The sequence below is a fragment of the Aestuariivirga litoralis genome, from assembly GCF_015714715.1.
GTDB classification, from domain to species: Bacteria; Pseudomonadota; Alphaproteobacteria; order Rhizobiales; family Aestuariivirgaceae; genus Aestuariivirga; species Aestuariivirga litoralis_A.
In genome coordinates this window covers 1,706,778-1,728,752 of the sequence record NZ_WAHS01000001.1, presented here as the reverse complement: position 1 = coordinate 1,728,752, position 21,975 = coordinate 1,706,778, and the positions used below count along the sequence as shown (strand labels likewise).

The window sequence follows — 21,975 nt, the reverse complement described above, 5'->3', positions numbered from 1 at the left end:
AGAAAACTATTTGGCAGCCGCTAGCATTTTCCGGCGGACAATCCCAATAAAATTGTCTGCTTTCTTGTCAGCCCTATTCCTGCAATTTCCGGAAAAACTGATAAAGCGGCGTGGGCTGGCCCTTCGCATCAAACAGCCCGCGCGGCCCGGTCACATCACACAGCGTGATGCGGGTGAGGCGCGCGTTGGCCGCAGCGGCGATCAGGCCATGATTCCACTCCACTGCGAACGTCCCAATTTGCCTTGGATCGTTGGGCGCAAGGCACATGCGCAGGCGCTTCGGGTTGTCCGCGACATCGGCACCATAGGGGTTCATCCGTGCTGCGATCGTTGACGGGCCAAGATGGTATTCAGCCTTGCCGATGAAGGCGCGCGCCGAGGCGAAAATCGCGGGCAGTGTTTCCAAGGTCTGCATCACCGCAGCATCAGAAGCATCGTGCACGATCGGGCAAACCGAATGTGTGATAAAATCGAACAACCCTTGCGGTGGGCGCTTGCGATTCAGTTCGGTGAAAAACGACAACATGCCGCCGCCAATTTTCGTATCCGGAAAATGCGCATGCGCCGCAGCAGCCATCTCTTCATAGGTCGGCCCCCAAGGGCGAGGCGTGCCAGGCTGGAATGACTTGAGATCATGCGCCTGGGTGACGATCACACTTTCAGGCTTCAATCCCGCGTGGTGCACCGCCTGCGCGATGGCACTCATTTCCAAACCCGCAGGAGCCTTGGCTGGCAGGATGATTTCCAATGCAATCGGAATGCCAGTGGCGTCAGCCAGTTTCGCAAACGATGCAGCGGCGCTGGCAAAGTCACCCGCGCCATCAAGCTGACACATCAAGTGATGCGGGTTCAGCGCTTTGATATCGGCAATGCGCTTCAACGTCGCTTGCACTTCCAGCATCGGCACCGCCAATCCGATCTCTGGTAATTTGCCCTTAAGCGCAGTTGCCTTCGCTTTTAGCTTGGCGATAGCGGCAGGTGCTTTGCCCGTGAGAGTGATCGTGATCTTCTGCTCGAACGCGATCCCGGCCTTCAGCTCATAGGGCCATGGATCGAGCAAGGAACACACATAGGTCTTGTAAGACGCATCACTCCAATTGCGCTGGTCCTCCATTTCAAACTTGTTACCCTCCATCAACACTTGCGCCTTGAGGCCTGGGGCAGGTGCATGTTCCAGCGCGCGAATTTCAAAGAATGGTTGGCCGGGGTTGATCAGTTTCGGAAACTTCGCCTTCTCCTTCTTCCCATCGGTATGCGTAACGGTGACGGGCTTGCCCGCAAGCCCCGCCGGATGCAGCACCACAAAGCCGGTGCGGTTGGTTTTGAAATCCTTGTTGGGTGTGGCCTGAATGCTGAATACCAGCTGGCGCGGCGTGATGCCGATCTGCGCCTTCATCGCCAGCACGCGATCGCCATTGGCAGCTGTGGCCTTGTAGATAATGCTAGCGCCACCTCGGGATTTGGCGATTTTGAGCCCGGAAATCTTCGCAGCACAGGTGCCCCAATTCGCGTCTCGCACGAGGTAAGAGATGCCCCGCAGCACCTCCACGCCGCCAAAAGCGATCTTTCCCAGATTTCCGCCCAGCCATTCCACACTCAGGGCGCCTGCCTGGATCATCTTGCTTTCGCTGGGTTTTTCGGTAGTTCCGTAGAGTTTGAGCAGGTTTTTTGCCATGATTTTCCGCCATTTGGTTGACTCATCATACCAGTTGTGGAATGAAGCGCCACGGGAGTATTAGATCATGAAAATTGCACTATTCGGCGCCGGTGGCAAAATGGGCATGCGCCTGGGCGCCAATCTCAAGAATTCCGCCTATCAGGTCGCCCCGGTGGAAGTGGGCGAGGCTGGCATTACCCGTTTGAAAAATGAACTCGGCTGGTCGCCGGTTGATGTGGATAGCGCCCTGAAAGGTGCCGATATCGTCGTGCTCGCCGTGCCGGATACCGCCATTGGCAAGGTGGCTACAGGTATTATCGACAAGCTGGCATCCGGCACCATGGTGGTGATCCTTGACGCCGCTGCCCCCTATGCCGGCCACTTGCCCGATCGCAAGGACATTACCTATTTCGTCACCCATCCGTGCCATCCGCCGATCTTCAATGACGAGACGGATATGAAGGCCAAGCTGGACCGCTTTGGCGGTGTCGCGGCGAAGCAGGCCATTGTGTGCTGTCTCATGCAGGGGCCGGAAAGTGACTATGCCAAGGGCGAAGCTGTGTCTCAAACCATCTGGGCCCCGGTGATGCGTTCGCACAGATTGACGGTGGAACAGCTCGCATTGCTGGAGCCGGGTCTCGCTGAAACCGTCACCGCCTCGTTGCTCGATGTGATGCGCGAAGCGATGGATGAAGTAGTGCGCCGTGGTGTGCCCCACCAGGCCGCGCGTGATTTCATCCTCGGCCATATGAACATCCTTGCCGCCGTTATCTTCAAGGAGCAGCCGGGCGTGTTCTCCGATGCCTGCAACAAGGCGATTGAATTCGGCAAGCCGGTGCTGATGCGCGATGATTGGAAGCGTGTGTTTGAACCAGACGAAATCGCGGCCTCAATCAAACGGATTACCTAGTGCTGCGCGGCGCCCTCATCGGTTGTGGCTTCTTCGCAATGAACCACCTCCATGGCTGGAAACAGGCCGAGGGGGTGGAAATCGTCGCCATTTGTGATCGCTCTCCTGAGCGCCTGAAAATCGCTGGTGACACTTTCGGCATCAGCGCGCGCTACAGCGACGCCGCTGAAATGCTGAAAAAGGAAAAGCTGGATTTCGTCGATATCGCCACCACAGTGCCGACCCACCGGGCGCTGTGTGAACTCGTCGCGTCGCACAAACTGCCGATGATTTGCCAGAAGCCTTTCGCCCCTACGCTGGACGATGCCAAGGCCATCATCGCCGCGTGTGAAAAAGCCGGCGTGCCTTTGATGATCCATGAAAACTTCCGCTGGCAGTCTGCGATCCGGAAGGTCAAGCAGGTGATGGATTCAGGCGAAATCGGCGATGTGTTCTGGGGCCGCATTTCCTTCCGCTCCGGCTACGATATTTTCTCCGGCCAGCCTTATTTGGCCGAGGGCACGCGCTTCATTGTCGATGATCTGGGCGTGCATGTACTCGACGTGGCCCGCTTCCTGTTGGGTGATGTGAAGGCGGTCAGTGCTCGCACCACCCGCGTCAATCCCAATATCAAGGGCGAGGACGTGGCCACCATGCTGCTGGATCACGGCGCCGGCCTGACCTCCGTGGTGGATTGCTCCTATTCCACCAAACAAGAGCCTGAGGGTTTTCCGGAAACCGTCATTGAACTGGATGGCACCAAGGGCTCGCTGCGCCTCAATCTGGGATACCAGCTGAAAGTCACCGCACCCAGCGGCACGCGTTTCCACGATGTTTCTCCGCCGCTTCTGCCCTGGGCCTCAAAGCCTTGGCACAATATTCAGGAAAGCGTGGCGCTGATCGAGCAGCATTGGGTGGATTGCCTGCAAAACAACAAGGAACCGGCAACTTCGGGCCGCGATAACATCAAGACCTTCGCGTTGGTGGAAGCTGTCTATCAATCGGCAGCGTCAGGCCAAACGGTTGCGCTGGCCCCGTTGCTCGCCTGATCAGCCTTGGCCGGGCAGCACATAAAGCGCGCGCGAACGGTCCAGATGTTTCACCATGGCCGCTTCTGCCGCCTCAGGATCATTGGCGGCCAGATGCGAAATGATCTCTTCATGCTCTGCCAGCGTGTATTTTTCCTTGCCGGTCCAAAGCAGCATTTCGGTGTGATACGAATGCAGCCAGCCCAGCATGCCCTCACTCACCGCCACGAAAATCGGATTGCCGGAGCAGGCGGCGATGCGCTTGTGAAATTGCATGTCGGCCGCCATGAACCGCTCCACGTCGCCAAGGGCGTGACGCTGCTCTTCAAGAATTTTGCGCAGCTCGTCCAAATCTTCCGGCGTGGCTTTCAGTGCCGCCTCGCGCACCATGCCGCGCTCAAAGAACAGCCGCGCCGATTTCAAATGCTCCAGCGACTCGGCCGAGCGCTGCAGCATGATATGTGCGCTCTGGTCCAACTGGCGGAACATCGATTGGGCGTTGAATTCCAGAACCCGCGCCCGCTCGCCATGATTGATTTCAACCATGCCCATGCTGCTCAGCGCCTGCATCGCCTCGCGGATCACCGGGCGGCCCACGCCGAGGCGCAGCATCAATTCACGCTCGGACGGCATGTTGCTGCCGGGCTTCATCGCGTCATCCACGATCATGCGCTTCAACCGGTCAAAAACCTCGTCCGACAGTTTTCGCTTGGCAACGGGCCCATTCTGCATGACTTATGCTTAGCAGAAGTTTTTCAATGACCAAGCCATCAGAATTCATCCGCCTCACTTATTTGATCGAAACGCCAGGCAGCCCTGAAAAGCTGGCTGCCAAGATTGCGTCTGACCAATCGACAGGGACTTTCGTACCCTTGCCCGGCGAAACCGAGGAACTGAAAAACCGCGTGGCCGCCCGCGTGGTGGCGATCCGCCCGCTGCCGCCTGCATTGGTGCCGTCTTTCCCAAGCGATTCCACTGGCCCTTTCAACCGCGCTGAGGCGGATATTGATTTCCCCTTCGACGCCATCGGCACTGATTTATCGGCCCTGATGACCATTGCCGTGGGTGGCCTTTTCGCCATCAAGGGCTTCAGCGGCATCCGCGTGGTGGATATGAAACTGCCGGATGCGTTCAGGGGTGCCTATCTCGGGCCGCAATTCGGCATTGCCGGTTCGCGCCGTTTGACCGGCGTTCAGGGTCGCCCGATCATCGGCACCATTGTCAAGCCGGCTCTGGGCCTGCGCCCGCCGGAGACTGCGGCACTGGTGCGCGATGTGATCGAAGCGGATGTCGATTTCGTCAAGGACGACGAAAAGCTGATGTCGCCGGCTTACTCGCCGCTGGCCGAACGGGTAAAGGCCGTCATGCCGATGATCCTCGAGCGTGAGCAGAAAACCGGCCGCAAAGTCATGTATGCCTGGGGCATCTCCGCCGTCGATCCTGATGAGATGATGCGCAATCATGATCTGGTGCTGAAGGCGGGCGGCAATTGCGCCGTGATCAACATAAATTCCATCGGTTTTGGTGCCATTGCGTTTTTGCGCAAGCGTTCAGGCCTGGTGCTGCATGCCCATCGCAATGGCTGGGACATGCTGACCCGCCATCCCGGCCTGGGCCTGGATTTCAAGGTCTATCAGCAATTCTGGCGCTTGCTTGGCGTGGACCAGTTTCAGATCAACGGCATCCGCGTCAAATACTGGGAGCCGGATGAGAGTTTTGTTTCTTCCTTCAAAGCGCTGCAACAGCCACTGCTGGATGCCGGCGAAGCGGTGTTGCCGGTGGCGGGCTCCGGCCAATGGGGCGGCCAGGCGGCGGACACTTATGCGCGCACCGGGCGCACATTGGACCTAATGTATCTTTGCGGCGGCGGCATTGTCTCGCATCCGGGAGGGCCGGGGGCAGGGGTGAAAGCCGTGCGCCAGGCCTGGGAAGCGGCGGTGGCCGGCGTGCCGCTGGAGATTTACGCCAAGGATCATCCCGAACTGGCGCAGTCGATTGCCAAATTCGCCGATGGGAAAGAGGCATGAGCCGCCTCATCACCTACTATGGCGACGACTTTACCGGCTCCACCGATGTGATGGAGGCCTTGGCCAGTCATGGCGTGAAGACAGTACTTTTCACCAAGGTACCCAGCGCCGCACAACTCGCACCTTTCAAGGATTACGAAGCCATCGGGTTGGCCGGCACCAGCCGCAGCCAGACGCCAGACTGGATGGACACGCATCTTCCCGGTGTCTTCGCATGGCTGAACACTTTGGATGGCCGTTTCTGCCATTACAAGGTCTGCTCGACTTTTGACTCGAGCCCGAAGGTGGGCAGCATCGGCCGCGCCACGGAAATCGGGCTGAAGGTCTTCAACCAGCAGCGTGCCGCACTTGTTGTCGGTGCACCGCAATTGAAGCGATACACGTTCGCGGGCCATCTCTTTGCCGGTTACCAAGGCAAGACCTACCGCATCGACCGCCACCCGGTGATGAGCGTGCATCCAGTAACCCCCATGGACGAGACCGATGTGCTCCGCCATCTGGCCAGGCAAACGGCAGCGCAGGTCGATTTGCTGGATGTGCATGATGCCGCCACGCAGAAAGCCGCGGGCGAGGCACTTCTTAATCTGAAGCCTGACAGCTTGCCATTTATGGTCGGTTCTTCCGGCGTCGAATATGCCTTGATGTCCGCGATGAGCAAAAAGCGCGATGCGCATTTTGCAGCGGTCGCAGCCGTGGCGCAGATGCTTGTCATTTCGGGGAGCGTCTCGCCTACCACTGAACGCCAGATCAAATTTGCAGCCGAAAATGGTTTTTCAGTCCTGCCTGCCGATGCACTCTCTTTGGCAAAAGGCGACGCCTCATCCATCTTAACCCAAGCGCGCACTCTTATGTCTGAAGGCAAAAGCCCGCTGATCTATTCCGCCTCAGGCCCAAGTTCGGATCAAGGTGAGGCGCTGAAGGCCATACCCAAGGGGCGTGAAACACTGTCTAAAACATTGGGAAGCATCGCGCGTAAGCTGATTTCGGAATTCAAACTCAAGCGGCTCGTGATCGCTGGCGGAGACACGTCCAGCCACGCTTTGGGGGAGCTTGATATCTACGCTCTTACCACGCGCTTCCCTCTGGTTGAAACGCCGGGCTCCCCGCTCTGCTTGGCGCGTTCCGCCAGCCCCGATTTTGATGGGCTGGAAGTGGCCATGAAGGGCGGGCAGGTAGGTGGCGATGATTATTTCGTCAGGTTAAAAAACGGCCTGAATTAGTTGGTGGCCGTGGTGGGCGCCATATTCATCCAATCGGGCCAGCCTTTGCCGTTCTGAAGCACCACGCTTTCACCTGAGGTGACGGCATTGAAGCCGGGTTCACGGGCCGAAGCCAGCATCGCGAAAAATGGCAAAACGGTGAATTGCATGACCACCAGGGAAATCAACATGGTAGTGCGCATGATATATCTCCTTTCGGGCTGCAAGGCCGGAATTGGCACTGTGCGATTGTGAATAGAGAACGTCTGAATCAGGGGGAGGTTCCCTCATTTTGACGGCTGTCTACCTTGAATTGCGAGCCTTTAGGCCTCTGCCTGGTGCGAAACCGGCAATTCGGCGTGATAGAGCACGCCACTGGAATTCCAGTGCAATTCCGCCGTACCGCCAAACTGGCTGGGAAAAAGGTCTTGCAGAACCCGCGTGCCGAAGCCCTTGCGCTTGGGCTTGCTCGTGAGATTTGGGTTATGGTCTTCCCATTCCAGAATGAAGGAAACGCCTTCATCCGTGCGTTGCAGCTGGCCACGCAATTCGGATGAACCGCCGTGCCCCAAAGCACCGTGTACGGAGGAATTGGCCGCCAGCTCGTGGAGCGCAATGGCCATCGTCTGGGCCTGTTGTGGATCAAGGCGCAAATTGGGAAGCTGCACTTTCAGCCGCTCGCCATGGGTGGCGGTGAAGGGCTCCAGCGTGCGCGCCGCCACATCGGTCAACTGCACCGAGCCCCAGGCCGTTTCAAACAGGGAATCCTGCGCGGCCTTGAGCGCCACCAGGCGTTCCTGGAACCGGTGATCATAATCAGCAACACTCCGGGCGGATTTCGCCGTCTGCCGGGCCAGGCTGGCCACCAGTTGCACCGTGTTGCGCACCCGGTGCGCCAGCTCACGCACCAGATCATCGCGGCGCATCTCGGCTTCCTTGCGGGCCGAAATGTCAACGATGGTGCAGGCAAATTGTCCTTTGCCTGAACTTGTACGGTAGGCGCGGGAATTGGCCACGCACCAGATCACATCACCGGACTTGCTCAAATAGCGCTTTTCAAATTGCGCCAGGAAAGAGCCCGCTGCGGACAGTTCATTGGCGGCCTGCTCTGATTTTGCCACGTCGTCGGGATGGGTGATGTCGGTGGCCGTCAGCTTCAGCAATTCCTCGCGGCTATAGCCCAGCAATTCGCACAGCGTGTCATTGGCGCGCACGATCAGCCGGCTATCCACATCGGCGATGAAATTTGCGGTGCCTGAGGTTTCAAAAAACGCCTGCTCAGACATTTGCGTATCAGCCAGGGTGGATTGCGTGCCGGAAAGCTGCGCAAGGGTAATGCTGGCACGGTCCCGCAGGATCTGGCTGGCATGAAACACCGTGGCAAGCCCGGTCATCATCAAGCTGACCAGCATGACCGGAATCCAAACGACGGGCTGGCCCGGCAAAACCGGAATGGAAAGCGTGGTCTTCGGCGAAGCTGCGATCACATCGCTTGAAATGCCATTGGCGTTGGCTGGTGCCACGTCTCCCAATGCCAAATCAGGGTGCCGCTCGTCGGAGAGAGATAGCGTCTGGTCGTCGCTCAGATAGGCAACGGTGGCAAGATCATCCTTGGGGATCACGCGCAGCACGCGGTTCAGCGATCCCGCCGTGGCCGCCTCAACCACCAATGCACCTTGCGGCCAGATGGTGCTTTCACCGGGGGCAACCAAAGCATAGACGGCACCCCGGTCAATCATCTTCAAGGTCTTGCCCACCCAGACTTCGGAAGCCAAATTGTAGCCGGGCTGCAATGTGCCCGATGCGCGGTAGGCATAGACCACCGGCAGCAGGCCTTGATCGCTGGCGCCGGAGAGTGACGTGGGTTTGCCGACGAGTTCCGCGAGGTCCTGCAAAGCTGCAGCAGTGTCACCCGCCGGATAACTTCTCACCCAGATCCAGGTCGCAGCCGAAGTAGGTTTCAAATAGGCGGAATTGAGATTGTCGAGAATGGCCGACACGCCGGAATTTGGACTCTTGCTGGCATCGATAAAGGCCAGGACGTTTTGAACGTGGTTGCCTTCCTGCTGCAGCCGCACGATGGCACGTTTCAACGTCAAATCTGCGCGGGCCTTGGCGCGCTGCTGTAAACTCTGATTTTCTGCAAGATGAGCCGCACCCGTGATCAGGGCGGTGAGGCCGAGACCTGTGACCAAGGTAGGCCAAGCGGCTTTAAGGGCTTGCAACATGCAGACAACAGAGCTTCCGGTTCAAACGCATAAGGCCACCCTTGCGGGAGCCCTCACCATGGCAGGACTTACTGAGTGATGAAATCAGGATTTTCTCACCAACCCGATCACCGCTGATATCACTGCCAGGATGATTGCAGCCCAGAAAAGAAATTTGGCCCCTTCAAGAGAGGGGCCCACAATCGTGCCGAAACCGAGGAACGCTGCTACAAGGGCGATAATAAAAAACACTGCAGCCCAATGCAGAAGGTTTGAGAAATTCATGCTGCTCTCCCGGCTCGTACAAAACTTGGCCAAGAGGCACGTCCCGGCTTAGTGAGAATGCGCGGAAACCCAAGGAGTTCCATGCTTTGTAATTTATTCTGAATAGGGCGCCGCAATCGCGGCTTGGATGGTCCGGTCCGGTCCGAATTCCGATCCGGACTCGATGGAAAGGGCACGCGCCAGGCTGGAGCGCGCCCGGTTCACGCGGCTTTTAATCGTGCCCACCGCCACGCCGCAGATCAATGCCGCATCTTCGTAGGACATGTCTGAGGCACTCACCAGCAACAGGGCTTCGCGCTGGTCGGGAGGCAGGTTTTCCAAAGCCGCCTGCATGTCGCGCAGGTCCAGATGTCCGGGCTGTTCCGGTGCCACTGCGGTATTCAGCGCCATCTTGCCATCTGCATCTTCCACCTCGCGCCGGCGCTTGCGCAGAAAGGAATAAAATTCATTGCGCAAGATGGTGAATAGCCAGGCCCGCATATTGCTCCCGGGCTGGAAGCTGTCGCGGTGGGCCCAAGCCTTGGTCAGGGTTTCCTGCACCAGGTCATCGGCGCGGTCCACTTTGCCGGATAGCGAAATGGCAAAGGCACGCAGTGGGCGCACCGAATCGAGCAGCGACCGGTTGAATTCAGCCTCGTTTTGGAGATCAGTGTTTTCAGTCATTCGTCTTGCCGGGTTTGGAGGCAGAGGCAGCATCCAACTTGGCAAGAAGGTCCATAAACCGATCGGGAATGGGCTGGCCAGTGACGCTGTTGTAATAGGCCTTCAACTTGCCGCTCACTGCATCCGCAACGGACGAAGATACATCTGACTCATCGTCCATTTCACTCTGCCGTTTCTTGTCGCTCAAGGAGAAACCCCACTCTTATCCAGACCAAAACGCGGGCGCGGCACATAAGTTCCACGCCAAATAAAATCTTTATTGCTTGCTGCCCGAGTTTCGCAAGCTTAAGACTCTGGTTTTAATTCCGCAATTTAGCAGATATTTGCAAGCAGGAAATTCAGCATGTCTCTTTCTGAAGTGATCGTTCCCCACCTTCCGTTTTTGCGCCGCTATGCACGCGCGCTGACCGGCACGCAGGAAAGTGGAGACACTTATGTGGCCGCCGTTCTGGAAAGCCTGATCGCCAATCCGGCGCTGATCAGCACCTCGAAAAATCACCCCAAGGTCACACTCTATCACATTCTCTCGAAGCTCTGGGGCTCGCTCAAGGTTAATCTGGGCGCTGACACAGGCGCCAACACTTGGGAGAGCCGCGCGCATGCCAAACTCGCCGTGATTCCCGGCCTCCCGCGCCAGGTGTTTTTGTTGAAGACGCTGGAAGGCTTCAACGATGGCGATATCGCGCGCATTCTGTCCAAGAATGAAGCGGACATTGCCGATGCCTTCGATGAAGCCACCGCGCAGATCTCGCAGATGATGTCGGGCTCTGTCATGATCATTGAAGATGAGCCGCTGATCGCGCTCGATCTTGAAGACATCGTATCCTCGCTCGGTCACAGTTGCACTGGCGTGGCCCGCACACATAGTGAAGCCGTCAAATTGGCAGCGAAGAAAAAACCGGATCTGGTTCTGTCTGACATCCAGCTGGCCGATGGCAGCTCCGGAATCGACGCCGTGAGCGACATTCTGAAATCCTACGAAGTGCCGGTGATCTTTATTACCGCATTCCCCGAGCGTCTGCTCACCGGCGAAAAGCCCGAGCCCACTTTCCTGATCACTAAGCCCTTCTCGCCAGACATGGTGAAGGCGATGATCGCGCAGGCGCTGTTCTTCAATTCGGGCCCAAGCGCTTAAAGAGCCCTCATCCGCTTGTCAGCACCTTCTCCCATCGCTAACGCGACGGGCGAAGGCGGCTCGCTGTGGCTCTTGAGACTATCGCCTTCTCCCGTCCCGCTTGGGATGGGAGAAGGTGCCGAAGGCGGATGAGGGCTCTTGCCAAGCAAATGGGCGAGCCTCAAGCCCGCCCATCAAATTCCTAGCTCAGCTGCGAAACTCTAAGCCCGCGTCAAAATTCGCCCCAGCGCAAACCCACCCGCAACAGCCGCAGCGACTGATTTCGTCGGTGTGCCCTTGCGGCTGAAATTCACATCAACCTCTTGAGCCAAATTCTGCACGATGGCGGCAATGTCTGGCACCTGTGCCGGCGGTGCCACGCGTTCACGCAAGACCAGCAACCCGATCAACGCCACAACAGCGCCCAACACAACAAGCCCAAGGCCGATCCAGGTACTGGCGAGAATGGCGCCGTAATGCGCCGCCAGCACCATCCACAAGGCCGAGAGCAGAAACCCTCCGCCGAGAACAGCAATGGCACCAGCAGCAATCTTTACCACCCATGCCTTCGCTGATCGCTTCACATTATGCGCCACCGATTGCGCGGACGCGACCGTAACGGCAAGTTCAAGTAAGCGTGCAATCATCGGCGTGGCCTAGCGGCGCGCCGAAAGACCGAAAATCAGGCCAAGGCCCACAGCGAGGCCCAGCGCCAGCAGCGGCTTTTCGCGCACGAAGCGGCTGGCTTCCGGCACAACATCCTGGGCATAGCCCTGAGCCAGGGCAGCAGCCTTGTTGCTGCGCTTCACGGCGTAAGCTGCGGCATCATTGAGGCTTTCCGCGGCGTGGTCATAACCAGACGCCCAAGCGCTTGAAGCACTATCGGCCAGATCATGAGCGCTTTGGATAGCGCCATTTGCGCCATTATTAATTGCGCGGGTTGCGGCGCGCTTCAGCGCTTCAGTATCAGTGCGGGCCATGGTCGTATCTCCTCTTTGAATTGATGAATGTAAAACGCAAATCCGATCCAAAAGTTCCGTCGTGGAACATCTCCGCCCAAGACGCGTTGAATTGCATAACGCTCAATTCCAGAGGAGAATAACCATGGCTACATTGAATTCGACCACCCGCAAGGCAAAACGCACTGTTGCACAGAGCGTAAACCATCTTGATGCCGCGAGGCGTACAGCAGTGAATGGCGCGCGTGATGTGGCAGGTGATCTGCGTGAAATCGCTGAAGATAATGCTACTGAAGCTGTCAACAGCGCACGCCGCTATGGCAGGGCCAAGGGCACTGAACTTTCAAACAAAGCCCATAGCGCAATCGACAATTCGATCACCAGTCTTGATGGCTTGGTGCGCGAAAACCCGCTTGCTTCTATTGGCATTGCATTGGCGATCGGCTTTTTCCTCGGCGCACGTCGCTGAGGAAAATTGCGGACCCAAGATGGGATAGGAACTCGGCTGCCGTTTGGAACTATGAAAAAGTTGCAAGCTTGACTGGATACGTTTCACAGGACAAATCAAGATGAGCCTTCAAACCAAAAGTGTGCAGAAGCCTACTGCCTTGTCTGATCTCGGCCTTTCCGATCTCTTCGTGCATGGGCTGAAAGACATCTATTATGCGGAAAAGAAAATCGAAAAGTCTTTGCCGAAGCTGATCAAGGCGGCGCAGTCGCATAATCTGACGGAAGCGTTGACAGATCATCTGGCAGAAACGACAGAGCATGTTGCAAAGTTGGAAAAGATTTTTGCCGTGCTGGACATGAAGCCGATGGCGACCAAGTGCGCCGCAATCGAGGGGATCCTGGAAGAGGCCCAGTCCATCATGGACCAGTTCGGAAAGACCAGAGCCGGCGACGCTGCAATCATCTTCGCGGCCCAGGCCGTCGAGCATTATGAAATCACGCGGTATGGCAGCTTGCATGCCTTTGCTCATGTGCTGGGGTTTGAGCAGGTTGCTGAAATCATCTGCAGCATCCTGAAACAGGAAAAATCGGCTGACGAGAAACTCACCCAACTTGCTGAAGCGCGAATCGATTTCGCCGCTGCGACAGTAGAAGCGGTGGTGAGCGAAGCGCACCGCGAGGTCACCCACTAAGGCTTTATCGTTTAAGCTTGTAATCTCTGCCCCTCATACCTATATGAGGGGCAGATGCGTTTGCCCGTGCGCTTGAATAAATTGCCTCGGGGAACCAAATTCTCTTTACAACGTTAATATAACGAGCAAGCGCCGAGGCAAAGCCGGCACGCTTCTCAAGCTTATTCAATTCAAACCCTTCAAGGACAGATCATGATCAAACTGGCCATCGCTACTCTTATGACCATTTCGGCGTCTGCCCTGGCAATTCTTCCAGGCGGGCAAAACTTCGGTATTGAGGCGCTCTTCATCCTGCTTGGGCTTTTCGTTTTCGCCGTTGCATCGGTGAACGCCGTGCAATCCGTACTGCGCGCCTAACACGCTTTATCAGTAAGAGATTTTGATGACCTCGCCAGGTTTCACCTTGGCGAGGTCAATCATTTTCGGCTTGGCGCTCTTGCTGCCGCGCGACAGCTGAAGGGTGATGCGTTTGCCTTGAAAGGAATATTCTGCCGTGAAATCATTCCAGCTCTCCGGCACGCGCGGCGAAACCTGCAGCATCGAACCTTTACGCTCTAAGCCCAAGATCGCTTCAAGCCCCGCACGATAGGCCCAGCCGGCCGCACCCGTATACCAAGTCCAACCGCCACGCCCGCGATGCGGTGCCACGCCATAAACATCGGCCGCAATCACATAGGGCTCAACCTTATAGCGCTTCGCCAATTCGGGTGACGATGCATGGTTCACCGGATTGATCATCTGCAGCAGCTGCAACGCATCGTCAGGCCGGCCGAGTTCTGACAGAGCAAACACCATCCACAACGCACCATGCGTATATTGCCCGCCATTCTCGCGCACACCGGCGGGATAGCTTTGCACATAGCCAGCACTCGGCTTATGATGTTGCAGCGGCGGCCAGAACAGCGACGCCACCTGGTCCTTGAAGTCCACCAGTCTTTCTTTTGCACTATCGACAGCCTGCCGCGCCCGCGCCGGATCACCCGCATGCGAAATCACCGCCCAGGACTGCGCGATGGAATCAATCTGGCATTCATCATCAGCATGTGTGCCCAGCGGCGAGCCATCATCAAAGAACGCGCGCTTGTACCACGCTCCATCCCAAGCCGGCCCATCCAGCGCCTTCGCCAGAGCGGCGCGATGCGAAGCCCACATGTCAGCCGAAGCTGCATCATTGCGCTGGCGCGATACGGCTTCAAACTGTTCCAGCGTGAAGCACAGGAACCACGCCAACCAAACGCTTTCACCGCGCCCGGCCTCGCCCACCTGGTTCATGCCGTCGTTCCAGTCGCCTGTGCCCATCAGAGGCAGGCCGTGACTGCCGGTGGGCAGGTTGCGCTTCAGCGCTCGCACGCAATGTTCGTAAAGCGTGTCGGTGTTTGCTGAAACGCGCGGCACAAAGAAATTGTCATGCTTGCCGGGGTCAACTTGCGGGCCTTCCAGCCAGGCGACCTTCTCATCGAGGATGGATTGATCACCGGTGAGCTGCAGATATTTGCACACCAGATAAGCGAGCCACACCGTGTCGTCGCTGATATGCGTGCGCACGCCCGCACCTGTTTCCTGCAGCCACCAATGCTGCACATCGCCCTCGGCAAATTGCCGCGACGCCGCCAGCAGGATGTGATGGCGCGTGAGATCAGGCCGGACTTGCGCGATCGACAGGCTGTCCTGCAACTGGTCGCGGAAGCCGAATGCGCCGCTCGCTTGATAGAATCCAGAACGGCCCCAGAAGCGGCAGGAAATAACCTGATACATCAGCCAGCCATTCATCATGATGTCAAAGGCTGGCTCCGGCGTCTTGATCTTGAGTGAGCCCGCAAGCGTCTGCCACTGTGCCTTCTGCGCCGCGAGTGCGGCAGCAAATCCCGTCGCACGATATTGGGTAATCAACTTCGCCGCATCATCCGTATTCTCGCCAACACCCATCAGCAGTGTGAAATCGCGCGTCTCGCCGCGCGGAATTTCAACTTCGAATGAAAGTGCAGCGCAAGGATCAAGCCCGCCACCAAAGCTGTCGTCCAACGCGCTGCCGCTCTCGATCATCGCGGGCCGCGAGGTATCGCCCTTCCATCCAAGCACATTCAACCGGTTGCCGCTGGCACTGCTTTGCGCGCCGCTGAAATCCGCGAACAGCACAGCATCACCAAAGTCAGGATTGAACTTGTTGCGCAGGAACAGCGCACCCGTACCAGAATCTTTCTCGCTGGTGACAAACCGTGCGGAGGCAGATCGCTTCTGCCCCAACACCACATCGGCATAAGCCGTGATACGCAGCTTTACGGCTTGATTGGTGAGGTTGCCGACTGAGAGTTGGCTGAGCTTCACCGCATCGTCGCAAGCAATCGTATGTGAGAGACTGAGGTGTAAACCATTTTCCTCAGCTTCATGGATCGTATAGCCGAAGCCATGGCGCGTCTTGAAGACTCCGGCGCGGCGACCCAGCGGCAACACAGTGGGCGACGACAAAGCGCCCGTGCTTTGGTTGCGCACATAGAACGCCTCCGAAGGCGGATCGCCCACTGCATCATTGCTCCACGGCGTCACTTGCCGTTCGCGGCTGTTCTTGAACCAGATATAGCCACCACCTTCAGCTGAAGCGTGCATGCCGAATTTCGGATTGGCGATCACATTGATCCATGGCGCGGGCAGGGCCTCATCGGCGCGGTGATGGATCACATATTCATCACCTTCCGCGCTGAAACCACCAAAGCCATTGAAGAACTGGGCGGGTTCTGGTCTCGGAGCAGACGGCGCAATTGTCTGCGATGGAGATATGGCAGGCAACAGAATGCGGTGGCGCTTGTGCGCAGCCGGCTGTGCCAGCGCGCTGGTAACCTGCTGCTCAAGCGAGCCTGCGCCACTGCGCAGATTGACGGAAGCAGCCGATCTCACCGCCGTGATCACATCGGGGGCTGTTACATCGGTGCGCAGCAGGGTGATGCTGCCAGGCTCGACGCCGCCATGCGGGCTGCGGCCCACATCGGCTTTCGCCACCATGTCCTGCAGGGCATTGCCCAACTGCTGGTCGTAGGACGCGGCCTGCGTGTTGAAGATCACCAGATCAACGGTCAATCCCATCTCCAGCCAGAAATTCCGCGCTTCGAGGATTTGCTTGGCCAGCGGCATATGCTCCTGATCTTCGATCTCGACCAGAACCAGGGGGTTGGTGCCGGAAATTCCTACCGACCACAACAGCCCTTGGCGGCCCATGCCCGAACGGATGACATCAGGGGCCGGTCGCAACATTGGCGATGCATAGATCAGCAAGGAAGCGAGATCTTGGAACAGCCGCGCTTCATCGGTGCTGGTGCCGAGATGGCGCAGCAGAATGCGCGATTGCGTCCAAGCAGTCACCTGCACGCGTTCCATGGCGGCAAACACGCGGTAACGGCTCACCTTCTCGAGCAAGCTCTCGCGGCTGGGCGCGGCGATTGTCCACAGCACACAGGTGCTCTTGCGGTGCGGCTTCAGCTTCACGTGCCGGCGCAAGGCAAACACCGGATCGAGCACGTCACCTACGGTGGACGCAAACTTGGCTCTGCCAGCCAGCATACGGGCATTTTCAAGGCTGTTGCCGCGACTAAGGAAAGCCTCTCGCGATGTTTCATATTCGATGGCAGCGCCATCATCAGTATTGGTGACGATGAATTGCGCCACCCAGATTTCCTGGTCGCTGTCCTGCCGCTTCCGCCGCGTGGCGATCAAGGCTTGCAGTCCGGGTACAAATTCAGTGCGCACAAACATCTTGGAAAACGCCGGATGCGCGTCATCTGCATCAGGTCTGGCGAGGGCCAGCTCCATATAGCTGGTGAGCGCCAGGGTCTTTGACTGGCTGGTGGTATTGGTCAGGTGGATGACGCGCGCTTCGGCATCATCTTCAGAAGCCACCATGCATTCGATATGCGTGCCAACACCGTCATCGCTGCGCTGGAATTCAGCCTTTTCAGGACTGAAAATCGCCAGGGCGCGCGCTCCTTGGCTTGCGGTTGGCGCATCAAGGGTCCAATGTGCGCCACTTTCGAGCACATCGAAATTCAGCGCCATGCCATCGGCATCACGCGTAGGGTCTTCGCGCCAGCGGTTGATGGCGATGCCCTGCCAGCGGCTCCAACCCGTGCCGGTGGCCGTCAGCATCACGCTGTAGTTGCCATTGGAGAGAAGATGCGTAACAGGCCGCGACACGTCGTTGATGGCGAAGACGCGCGCCGGCTCATCATCCGCCGCCATCTTCACTTTGGCCGCTGGCACCTGGTCCAACACCGTCACACGCGAAGGCAGATAATGCGGCGCGCGTTCCTGAAGTAGAAGTTCACTGGCGCGCACTGAAGCTTCGCGGTGGAAATGGTCACGCAGTGTTCCGTTCAAAACGGCATTGCAAATCCCGCAGATAGACATGGCCTGGTGATGCGCAAAATATGCACGCACCAGTTCGTGAGACTCGCCCTTGCGCAGCCGTTGCGGCGTGAAATCGATGGATTCGTAATAACCATACCTGCCAGCCGCACCGAGTTTGGCCAGGTTTCGGTAATTCTCTGCGGCACCCGCAGGATCAACCATTGCCGCCAATCCGGTCGCATAGGGAGCAATCACATGATTGGCCGAAAGGCCGCGCTTCAGCCCCAGCCCGGGCACGCCGAAAGCGGAATATTGATAGGTAAACGCACGGTCGCGCGCGGCAAAGGCCGATTCTGAAATGCCCCAGGGCGTGCCGAGCTCCTTGGCATATTCTTTCTGCCGTTCCACCGAGAGTGACATCGTCTGGTTCAGCAGCGTGCCTTCGCGCGGGCGCAGTACCAGAAGCGGCATCAGATATTCAAACATTGAGCCCGACCAGGAAACGAGGCACGCCGCCCCATCCACCGGAACAACCGGTCGGCCTAACCGCGTCCAGTGCCGCACATCGGCATCATTCTTGGCGATCGCAAAGAAACTGGTGAGTGAGGCCTCGGAGGCCAGAAGGTCGTAGCAGTTTTCATCCAGCACCTCGTCTTCGACGCGGTAGCCGATCGACAGAAGCTGGCGTTGCCGGTTAAGCAGAAAGCCGAAATCCATGCCATTGGCAAAAGCGCGGCAGCGCTGCGCCAACGAAGTCAGGCTGGCAAACAGCGCGTCACGTTGCGCGCCGGCTACGATTGCATCCGCATAAATCGCCTCGGCGCGCGTGATCAGCCGTTCAAGCCAGAACAGGCCTGCGGCCTTGTCCTGCGGAGGTGCTGCCTCCCAAAGCCGCTTGATCGACGTTTCGATGGTACGCAACTGCACGATCAGCCCGATGATGCGCAGCGAAGCCAGTTCAGGCGCAGAACGCATCTCAGCCACCACGCTGCGCGCTGCTGTCAACGCCCGGCCAATGTCACGCGCCGCTGGCACGGCCTTGCGGTGCAATCGCGCCGCATCTTTTACCTGCTCGCGGACCAGCAGCATAAGGTCATCAAAGCCGTCCAGGTTTTCCGGCTTCAGCGTGGCGTCTTCCGCCCAGGTTTCCAATGCATTGGCAACGGCGATGCAATGCCCCGCCAGATTTCCGCTATCGACGGTGGAGACATAGCGCGGCGGCAACGGTGCCAGCGTTTCAGTGTCGTACCAATTGTACAGATGGCCCTTGTGGCGGGGCAGGCGCTCGGTCGTATCCAGCGTTTCGGTCAGCTTGCGTGCAGCTTCTGCGCGGCCGATCCAGCCTGCCTCGCACACGGCCACCGTAGCCAGCAGATAAAGCCCAATGTTAGTCGGCGATGTTCGATGTGCCACGACCAACTTTGGGTCTTCCTGCACATTGTCAGGCGGCAGGAAATTCTCCTGCGCATTCACATGAGTTTCAAAGAAGCGCCAAGTGCGCAAGGCAATGAGGCGAAGTTCTTGCACATCATCAGCTGCGGTTACGGCCTTGGCTGGGTCTTCTGGCGGCAGGCTGATGAAATAGGCAAAGGCCGGCGCCAGAACCCACAGGCCCGCAAGAAACAGCGAAAGTCCACCCACGTGTCCTTGAACGGTGGCTTGCCCCAAGGGCAGCAACGTCGCCAGGATCGCACTCAAAGCCATCGCGCGATAGGTTGACGCAAGCGTGGGCCGTGGGCCTGATTGGGCCTGCGCCGCAGTGGTCCATTCCAGCAGATAGCGATGTGAGACAAACAACCGGTACAGCGTGCGCAACACCGCATCCAGCATCGACACGGCCTGGTTGGCCAACAGGAAAAGCTTGGTGATTGTGAGCACCAAAGCGTGACGCGTATCATCACGCAGCGTGCGCAACTGGCTGGCCACGGTGGTTGCTTCCTGGCGGAAACTGGTGCCGGCAAAAATCGAAAGCAGGCTGGGGAAGAACAGCAGGGCCACGATGAAAAACGTCCAAGTGCTCGCAGCATTGCCGGGCAGAATCCAAACACCAAGTGCAAAGGCCAGCAATGTGAAAGCCGGCGTCACCGAGCGGCGCAGATTGTCAAACATCTTCCACAGGCCCAGCGTGGAAAGCGCCTTGTCCGGCGGGATCATCCACGGCAGCAATTGCCAGTCGCCACGCACCCAGCGGTGCTGTCGGGAGAGATCAACGAGGTAGCGTTCGGGATAATCTTCGACGACTTCCACGTCGGTGGCGAGCGCGGCACGCGCCAGATTGCCTTCGAACAGATCATGGCTCAGGAGCGTGTTATCCGGAATACGCCCGCGCATCGCGGCTTCGAACGCATCGATATGATAGATGCCCTTGCCGGTGAACGATCCTTCGCCAAATAGATCCTGATACACATCTGATGTGGCAGTCACGTAAGGATCAACACCCGCACCCACCGCAAGAATGCGCTGATACCATGAACCCTTGCCGAATTCCGGCAGCGAAATCGTCACCCGCGGCTGGATGATGCCGTAACCGCGATCGACGCGGTTCGTCACGGGGTTCACATGCGGCTGATTGAGTGGATGCGCCATCTTGCCCACAAGTCGGCGTGCGGCACCGCGCGGCAGGATCGTGTCGGCATCGAGCACGATCACATATTTGATGTCCTGCGGAAGTGCTGCCGGTACGGAAATGAAAGGCGTGTCTTCTGCGCCACGCAGCACGCGGTTGAATTCATGCAGTTTGCCGCGCTTGCGTTCCCAGCCCATCCACACGCCTTGCGCCGGGTTCCATTGCCGCCTGCGGTGAAACAGCATGAATTGCTGGATCTGGTATTTGTCATTCAGCGCGGCAATGCCGTCTGTGACAGCACTAAGCAATGCCGTATCATCCGCATGTTGCTCAGCCGGCGCATCGCGCCAATCACTGATGATGGCGTAAGATAATTCGGGATCGGCATTGGAAAGATAATGTTCTTCGAGCCTTGCCAACTGTGTCTCAATGCCATGATGGCTGCCCAGCAAGATCGGCACGGCAATGATGCTCCGATGGGCAGCGGGTATCCCATTCTCGAACGAGAGCGATGGCAACACCACAGGCCGCACCAGCTGCGTCACGGCAAAATTGATCATCGCCATGGCCGCTTCAAACACTGGCGCCAGAAGCGCGAACAGCATCAACGCAACAAGACCCAAGGGCAGGGCCACGCGCCCTATGGTTTCGTATCCCAGATACAGCAGGACGAAGGTGGCAACGCCAGTGGCGGCCGCATAGCCGATGACGCCACTGCGCGCGAAAATCCGGTAGAGCCTTTGATGGGCCGGCAGATTATAGCGTATATGCTTTTCCAGGCCCGGCCTTCCGGCCCCGATCAGCACCGCGCCAATATCATCAGACCCAGCGAGATGAATGGCAGCATCGGTTACGTCGCCTTCCGGCGTGCCCGAGTAATGGGCCAATTCCTCAACCGCCCGGCGATAGGATGTGCGGGTGGCGCTGTCGCAGGTCTTGTAACCAGCCGAGGTGCCGAGCTTCTGGTCGACAGCGCTGACACTCTCGATCCATTTCACCCAGTCTTGCTCGCTGATGCGCTTCAGGCTGGTGAAGATGTTCTGCATGGAAAGATTGTTGGCAGTCTGGCGGCCATGCTCTTCCTGCACCGCCACGGCGTGATCGAAGGGCGTGTGATCATAGAGGCTGCGCAGTTCATCCACTGCCTCGCTGGTCAGGCCGTGATGGGCCCGCGCCGCAGAGAGCAATTGCACCAGGAAAGAGCGCTTGGCGTGATCTTCCAGTTTTTCCAGTGCAGCACGCGCCGCATCGAGCGTGGACGTTTGGCCGCCAAATTCGATGGCGAGATCGGTGGCGGCCCGCCGCGCCTGCATCGAAATGAAAGTGCGTCTGGCGATGCGAGCCGCATTGTCGATCAGCAAGATGCGCAGATAAATCGGCGTGGCCCAAAGCTCGCCCAGTGCCAGCGGCGAAACCTTCTGATAGGCGGTGACGAATTCCGCCAGCGTGTTCGCATTAAAGTGTGAATCTGTATGCGCGATATAGGCCCAGGCCACGGCCATGATGCGCGGGCACATTTCAAGGTGGCCATTGGCCAGCTTCGGCAAGCGTTGATAATAATCGCGCGGCAAGTCCTCCTGAACCTGCAGGGCATGCTGGCTGATGCTGTAGAAATTGTCGGCCAGCCATTCCGCAGCCGGCGTAATCGGCTCTTCACGCGCGATGGCGCCTAACACTTCGGCATGCGCCTGTTTCAGCAACGCATAGTCAGCCCGCACCCGCTTGAACAGATTGCGCCGCGACCAGCCACGGCTGGAAAGCTGGTGGCTTTCCGCCAGGCTGGTCGCATGTTCGCGCAAACGGTCTTCACCGAAAACCTCACTGCGAATGGGGTCTTCGTTGCGCCATGCCGGTGGCGTTTCGGTTTTCAGAAAAGACAATAGTTCACGTGTCCGGGAGGGTGT

The 21,975-nt window shown here is 58.1% G+C and carries 18 protein-coding genes; 8 read left to right on the top strand and 10 right to left on the bottom strand.

The annotated features are described in order from the left end of the window. Positions 1-73: 73 nt before the first annotated feature. Positions 74-1,675: a hypothetical protein gene (locus F8B91_RS08815; protein ID WP_196503338.1), complete on the bottom strand. Its 1,602-nt coding sequence runs from the start codon at positions 1,673-1,675 to the stop codon at positions 74-76. Positions 1,676-1,739: 64 nt separating this feature from the next. Between F8B91_RS08815 and F8B91_RS08810 the strand changes: the two genes are divergently transcribed. Together F8B91_RS08810 and F8B91_RS08805 are read left to right on the top strand one after the other, a co-directional pair. After that, positions 1,740-2,567 carry a phosphogluconate dehydrogenase C-terminal domain-containing protein gene (locus tag F8B91_RS08810; RefSeq protein WP_348641791.1) on the top strand — a complete coding sequence of 276 codons (828 nt, stop codon included), beginning with the start codon at positions 1,740-1,742 and terminating at the stop codon, positions 2,565-2,567. After that, positions 2,567-3,595, top strand: a complete 1,029-nt coding sequence (locus F8B91_RS08805; protein WP_348641730.1) for a Gfo/Idh/MocA family protein — start codon at positions 2,567-2,569, stop codon at positions 3,593-3,595. Before F8B91_RS08810 ends, F8B91_RS08805 begins: the two co-directional genes overlap by 1 nt. Here the strand turns inward: F8B91_RS08805 and F8B91_RS08800 are convergent, their stop codons facing one another. After that, positions 3,596-4,306, bottom strand: coding sequence for a transcriptional regulator NanR (locus F8B91_RS08800; protein WP_196503335.1), 711 nt, complete (start codon positions 4,304-4,306; stop codon positions 3,596-3,598). A gap of 26 nt (positions 4,307-4,332) precedes the next feature. Here F8B91_RS08800 and oiaX point away from each other — a divergent pair, with 26 nt between their 5' ends. Together oiaX and F8B91_RS08790 are read left to right on the top strand one after the other, a co-directional pair. After that, positions 4,333-5,601 carry a 3-oxo-isoapionate-4-phosphate decarboxylase OiaX gene (gene oiaX / locus F8B91_RS08795; RefSeq protein WP_196503334.1) on the top strand — a complete coding sequence of 423 codons (1,269 nt, stop codon included), beginning with the start codon at positions 4,333-4,335 and terminating at the stop codon, positions 5,599-5,601. After that, positions 5,598-6,821, top strand: coding sequence for a four-carbon acid sugar kinase family protein (locus tag F8B91_RS08790; RefSeq protein ID WP_196503333.1), 1,224 nt, complete (start codon positions 5,598-5,600; stop codon positions 6,819-6,821). The genes oiaX and F8B91_RS08790 overlap by 4 nt, the downstream gene beginning before the upstream one ends. Here F8B91_RS08790 and F8B91_RS08785 read toward each other — a convergent pair. The 5 genes from F8B91_RS08785 to F8B91_RS17010 all read right to left on the bottom strand — a co-directional run bounded on the left by F8B91_RS08785 (position 6,818) and on the right by F8B91_RS17010 (position 10,142). After that, positions 6,818-7,003, bottom strand: coding sequence for a hypothetical protein (locus F8B91_RS08785; protein ID WP_196503332.1), 186 nt, complete (start codon positions 7,001-7,003; stop codon positions 6,818-6,820). The genes F8B91_RS08790 and F8B91_RS08785 overlap by 4 nt on opposite strands. Positions 7,004-7,123: 120 nt before the next feature. Then, positions 7,124-9,028 (bottom strand): sensor histidine kinase, encoded by a 1,905-nt coding sequence (locus F8B91_RS08780; protein WP_196503331.1) that lies wholly within the window; start codon positions 9,026-9,028, stop codon positions 7,124-7,126. 84 nt (positions 9,029-9,112) lie between these two features. Further along, positions 9,113-9,292 carry a DUF1328 domain-containing protein gene (locus F8B91_RS08775; RefSeq protein ID WP_196503330.1) on the bottom strand — a complete coding sequence of 60 codons (180 nt, stop codon included), beginning with the start codon at positions 9,290-9,292 and terminating at the stop codon, positions 9,113-9,115. 93 nt (positions 9,293-9,385) lie between these two features. Beyond that, positions 9,386-9,955, bottom strand: a complete 570-nt coding sequence (locus F8B91_RS08770) for a sigma-70 family RNA polymerase sigma factor (RefSeq protein WP_196503329.1) — start codon at positions 9,953-9,955, stop codon at positions 9,386-9,388. Beyond that, entirely contained in the window at positions 9,948-10,142 is a 195-nt protein-coding gene (locus tag F8B91_RS17010) for a NepR family anti-sigma factor (protein ID WP_281432906.1), read from the bottom strand. The genes F8B91_RS08770 and F8B91_RS17010 overlap by 8 nt, the downstream gene beginning before the upstream one ends. 156 nt (positions 10,143-10,298) lie before the next feature. On the opposite strand from F8B91_RS17010, the gene F8B91_RS08760 reads away from it, so the two are divergent. Then, positions 10,299-11,090, top strand: coding sequence for a response regulator (locus F8B91_RS08760; RefSeq protein ID WP_196503328.1), 792 nt, complete (start codon positions 10,299-10,301; stop codon positions 11,088-11,090). Between the two features lie 200 nt (positions 11,091-11,290). Here the strand turns inward: F8B91_RS08760 and F8B91_RS08755 are convergent, their stop codons facing one another. Continuing rightward, a complete protein-coding gene (locus F8B91_RS08755) occupies positions 11,291-11,716 on the bottom strand; it encodes a hypothetical protein (protein WP_196503327.1) in 426 nt (141 codons plus the stop codon). Positions 11,717-11,725: 9 nt separating this feature from the next. Continuing rightward, the gene (locus tag F8B91_RS08750) at positions 11,726-12,049 is read right to left on the bottom strand and encodes a hypothetical protein (RefSeq protein ID WP_196503326.1); all 324 of its coding nucleotides are present in this window, start codon (positions 12,047-12,049) and stop codon (positions 11,726-11,728) included. A gap of 124 nt (positions 12,050-12,173) precedes the next feature. Between F8B91_RS08750 and F8B91_RS08745 the strand changes: the two genes are divergently transcribed. The 3 genes from F8B91_RS08745 to F8B91_RS08735 all read left to right on the top strand — a co-directional run bounded on the left by F8B91_RS08745 (position 12,174) and on the right by F8B91_RS08735 (position 13,527). After that, positions 12,174-12,497 carry a glycine zipper domain-containing protein gene (locus tag F8B91_RS08745; RefSeq protein ID WP_196503325.1) on the top strand — a complete coding sequence of 108 codons (324 nt, stop codon included), beginning with the start codon at positions 12,174-12,176 and terminating at the stop codon, positions 12,495-12,497. A gap of 100 nt (positions 12,498-12,597) precedes the next feature. Beyond that, entirely contained in the window at positions 12,598-13,170 is a 573-nt protein-coding gene (locus F8B91_RS08740; protein ID WP_196503324.1) for a ferritin-like domain-containing protein, read from the top strand. A gap of 192 nt (positions 13,171-13,362) precedes the next feature. Continuing rightward, complete coding sequence (locus F8B91_RS08735) at positions 13,363-13,527, top strand: hypothetical protein (protein WP_196503323.1); 165 nt, start codon at positions 13,363-13,365, stop codon at positions 13,525-13,527. Positions 13,528-13,536: 9 nt separating this feature from the next. On the opposite strand, the gene F8B91_RS08730 is transcribed toward F8B91_RS08735, so the two are convergent. Further along, entirely contained in the window at positions 13,537-21,951 is an 8,415-nt protein-coding gene (locus tag F8B91_RS08730) for a GH36-type glycosyl hydrolase domain-containing protein (RefSeq protein WP_196503322.1), read from the bottom strand. Positions 21,952-21,975 lie beyond the last annotated feature (24 nt).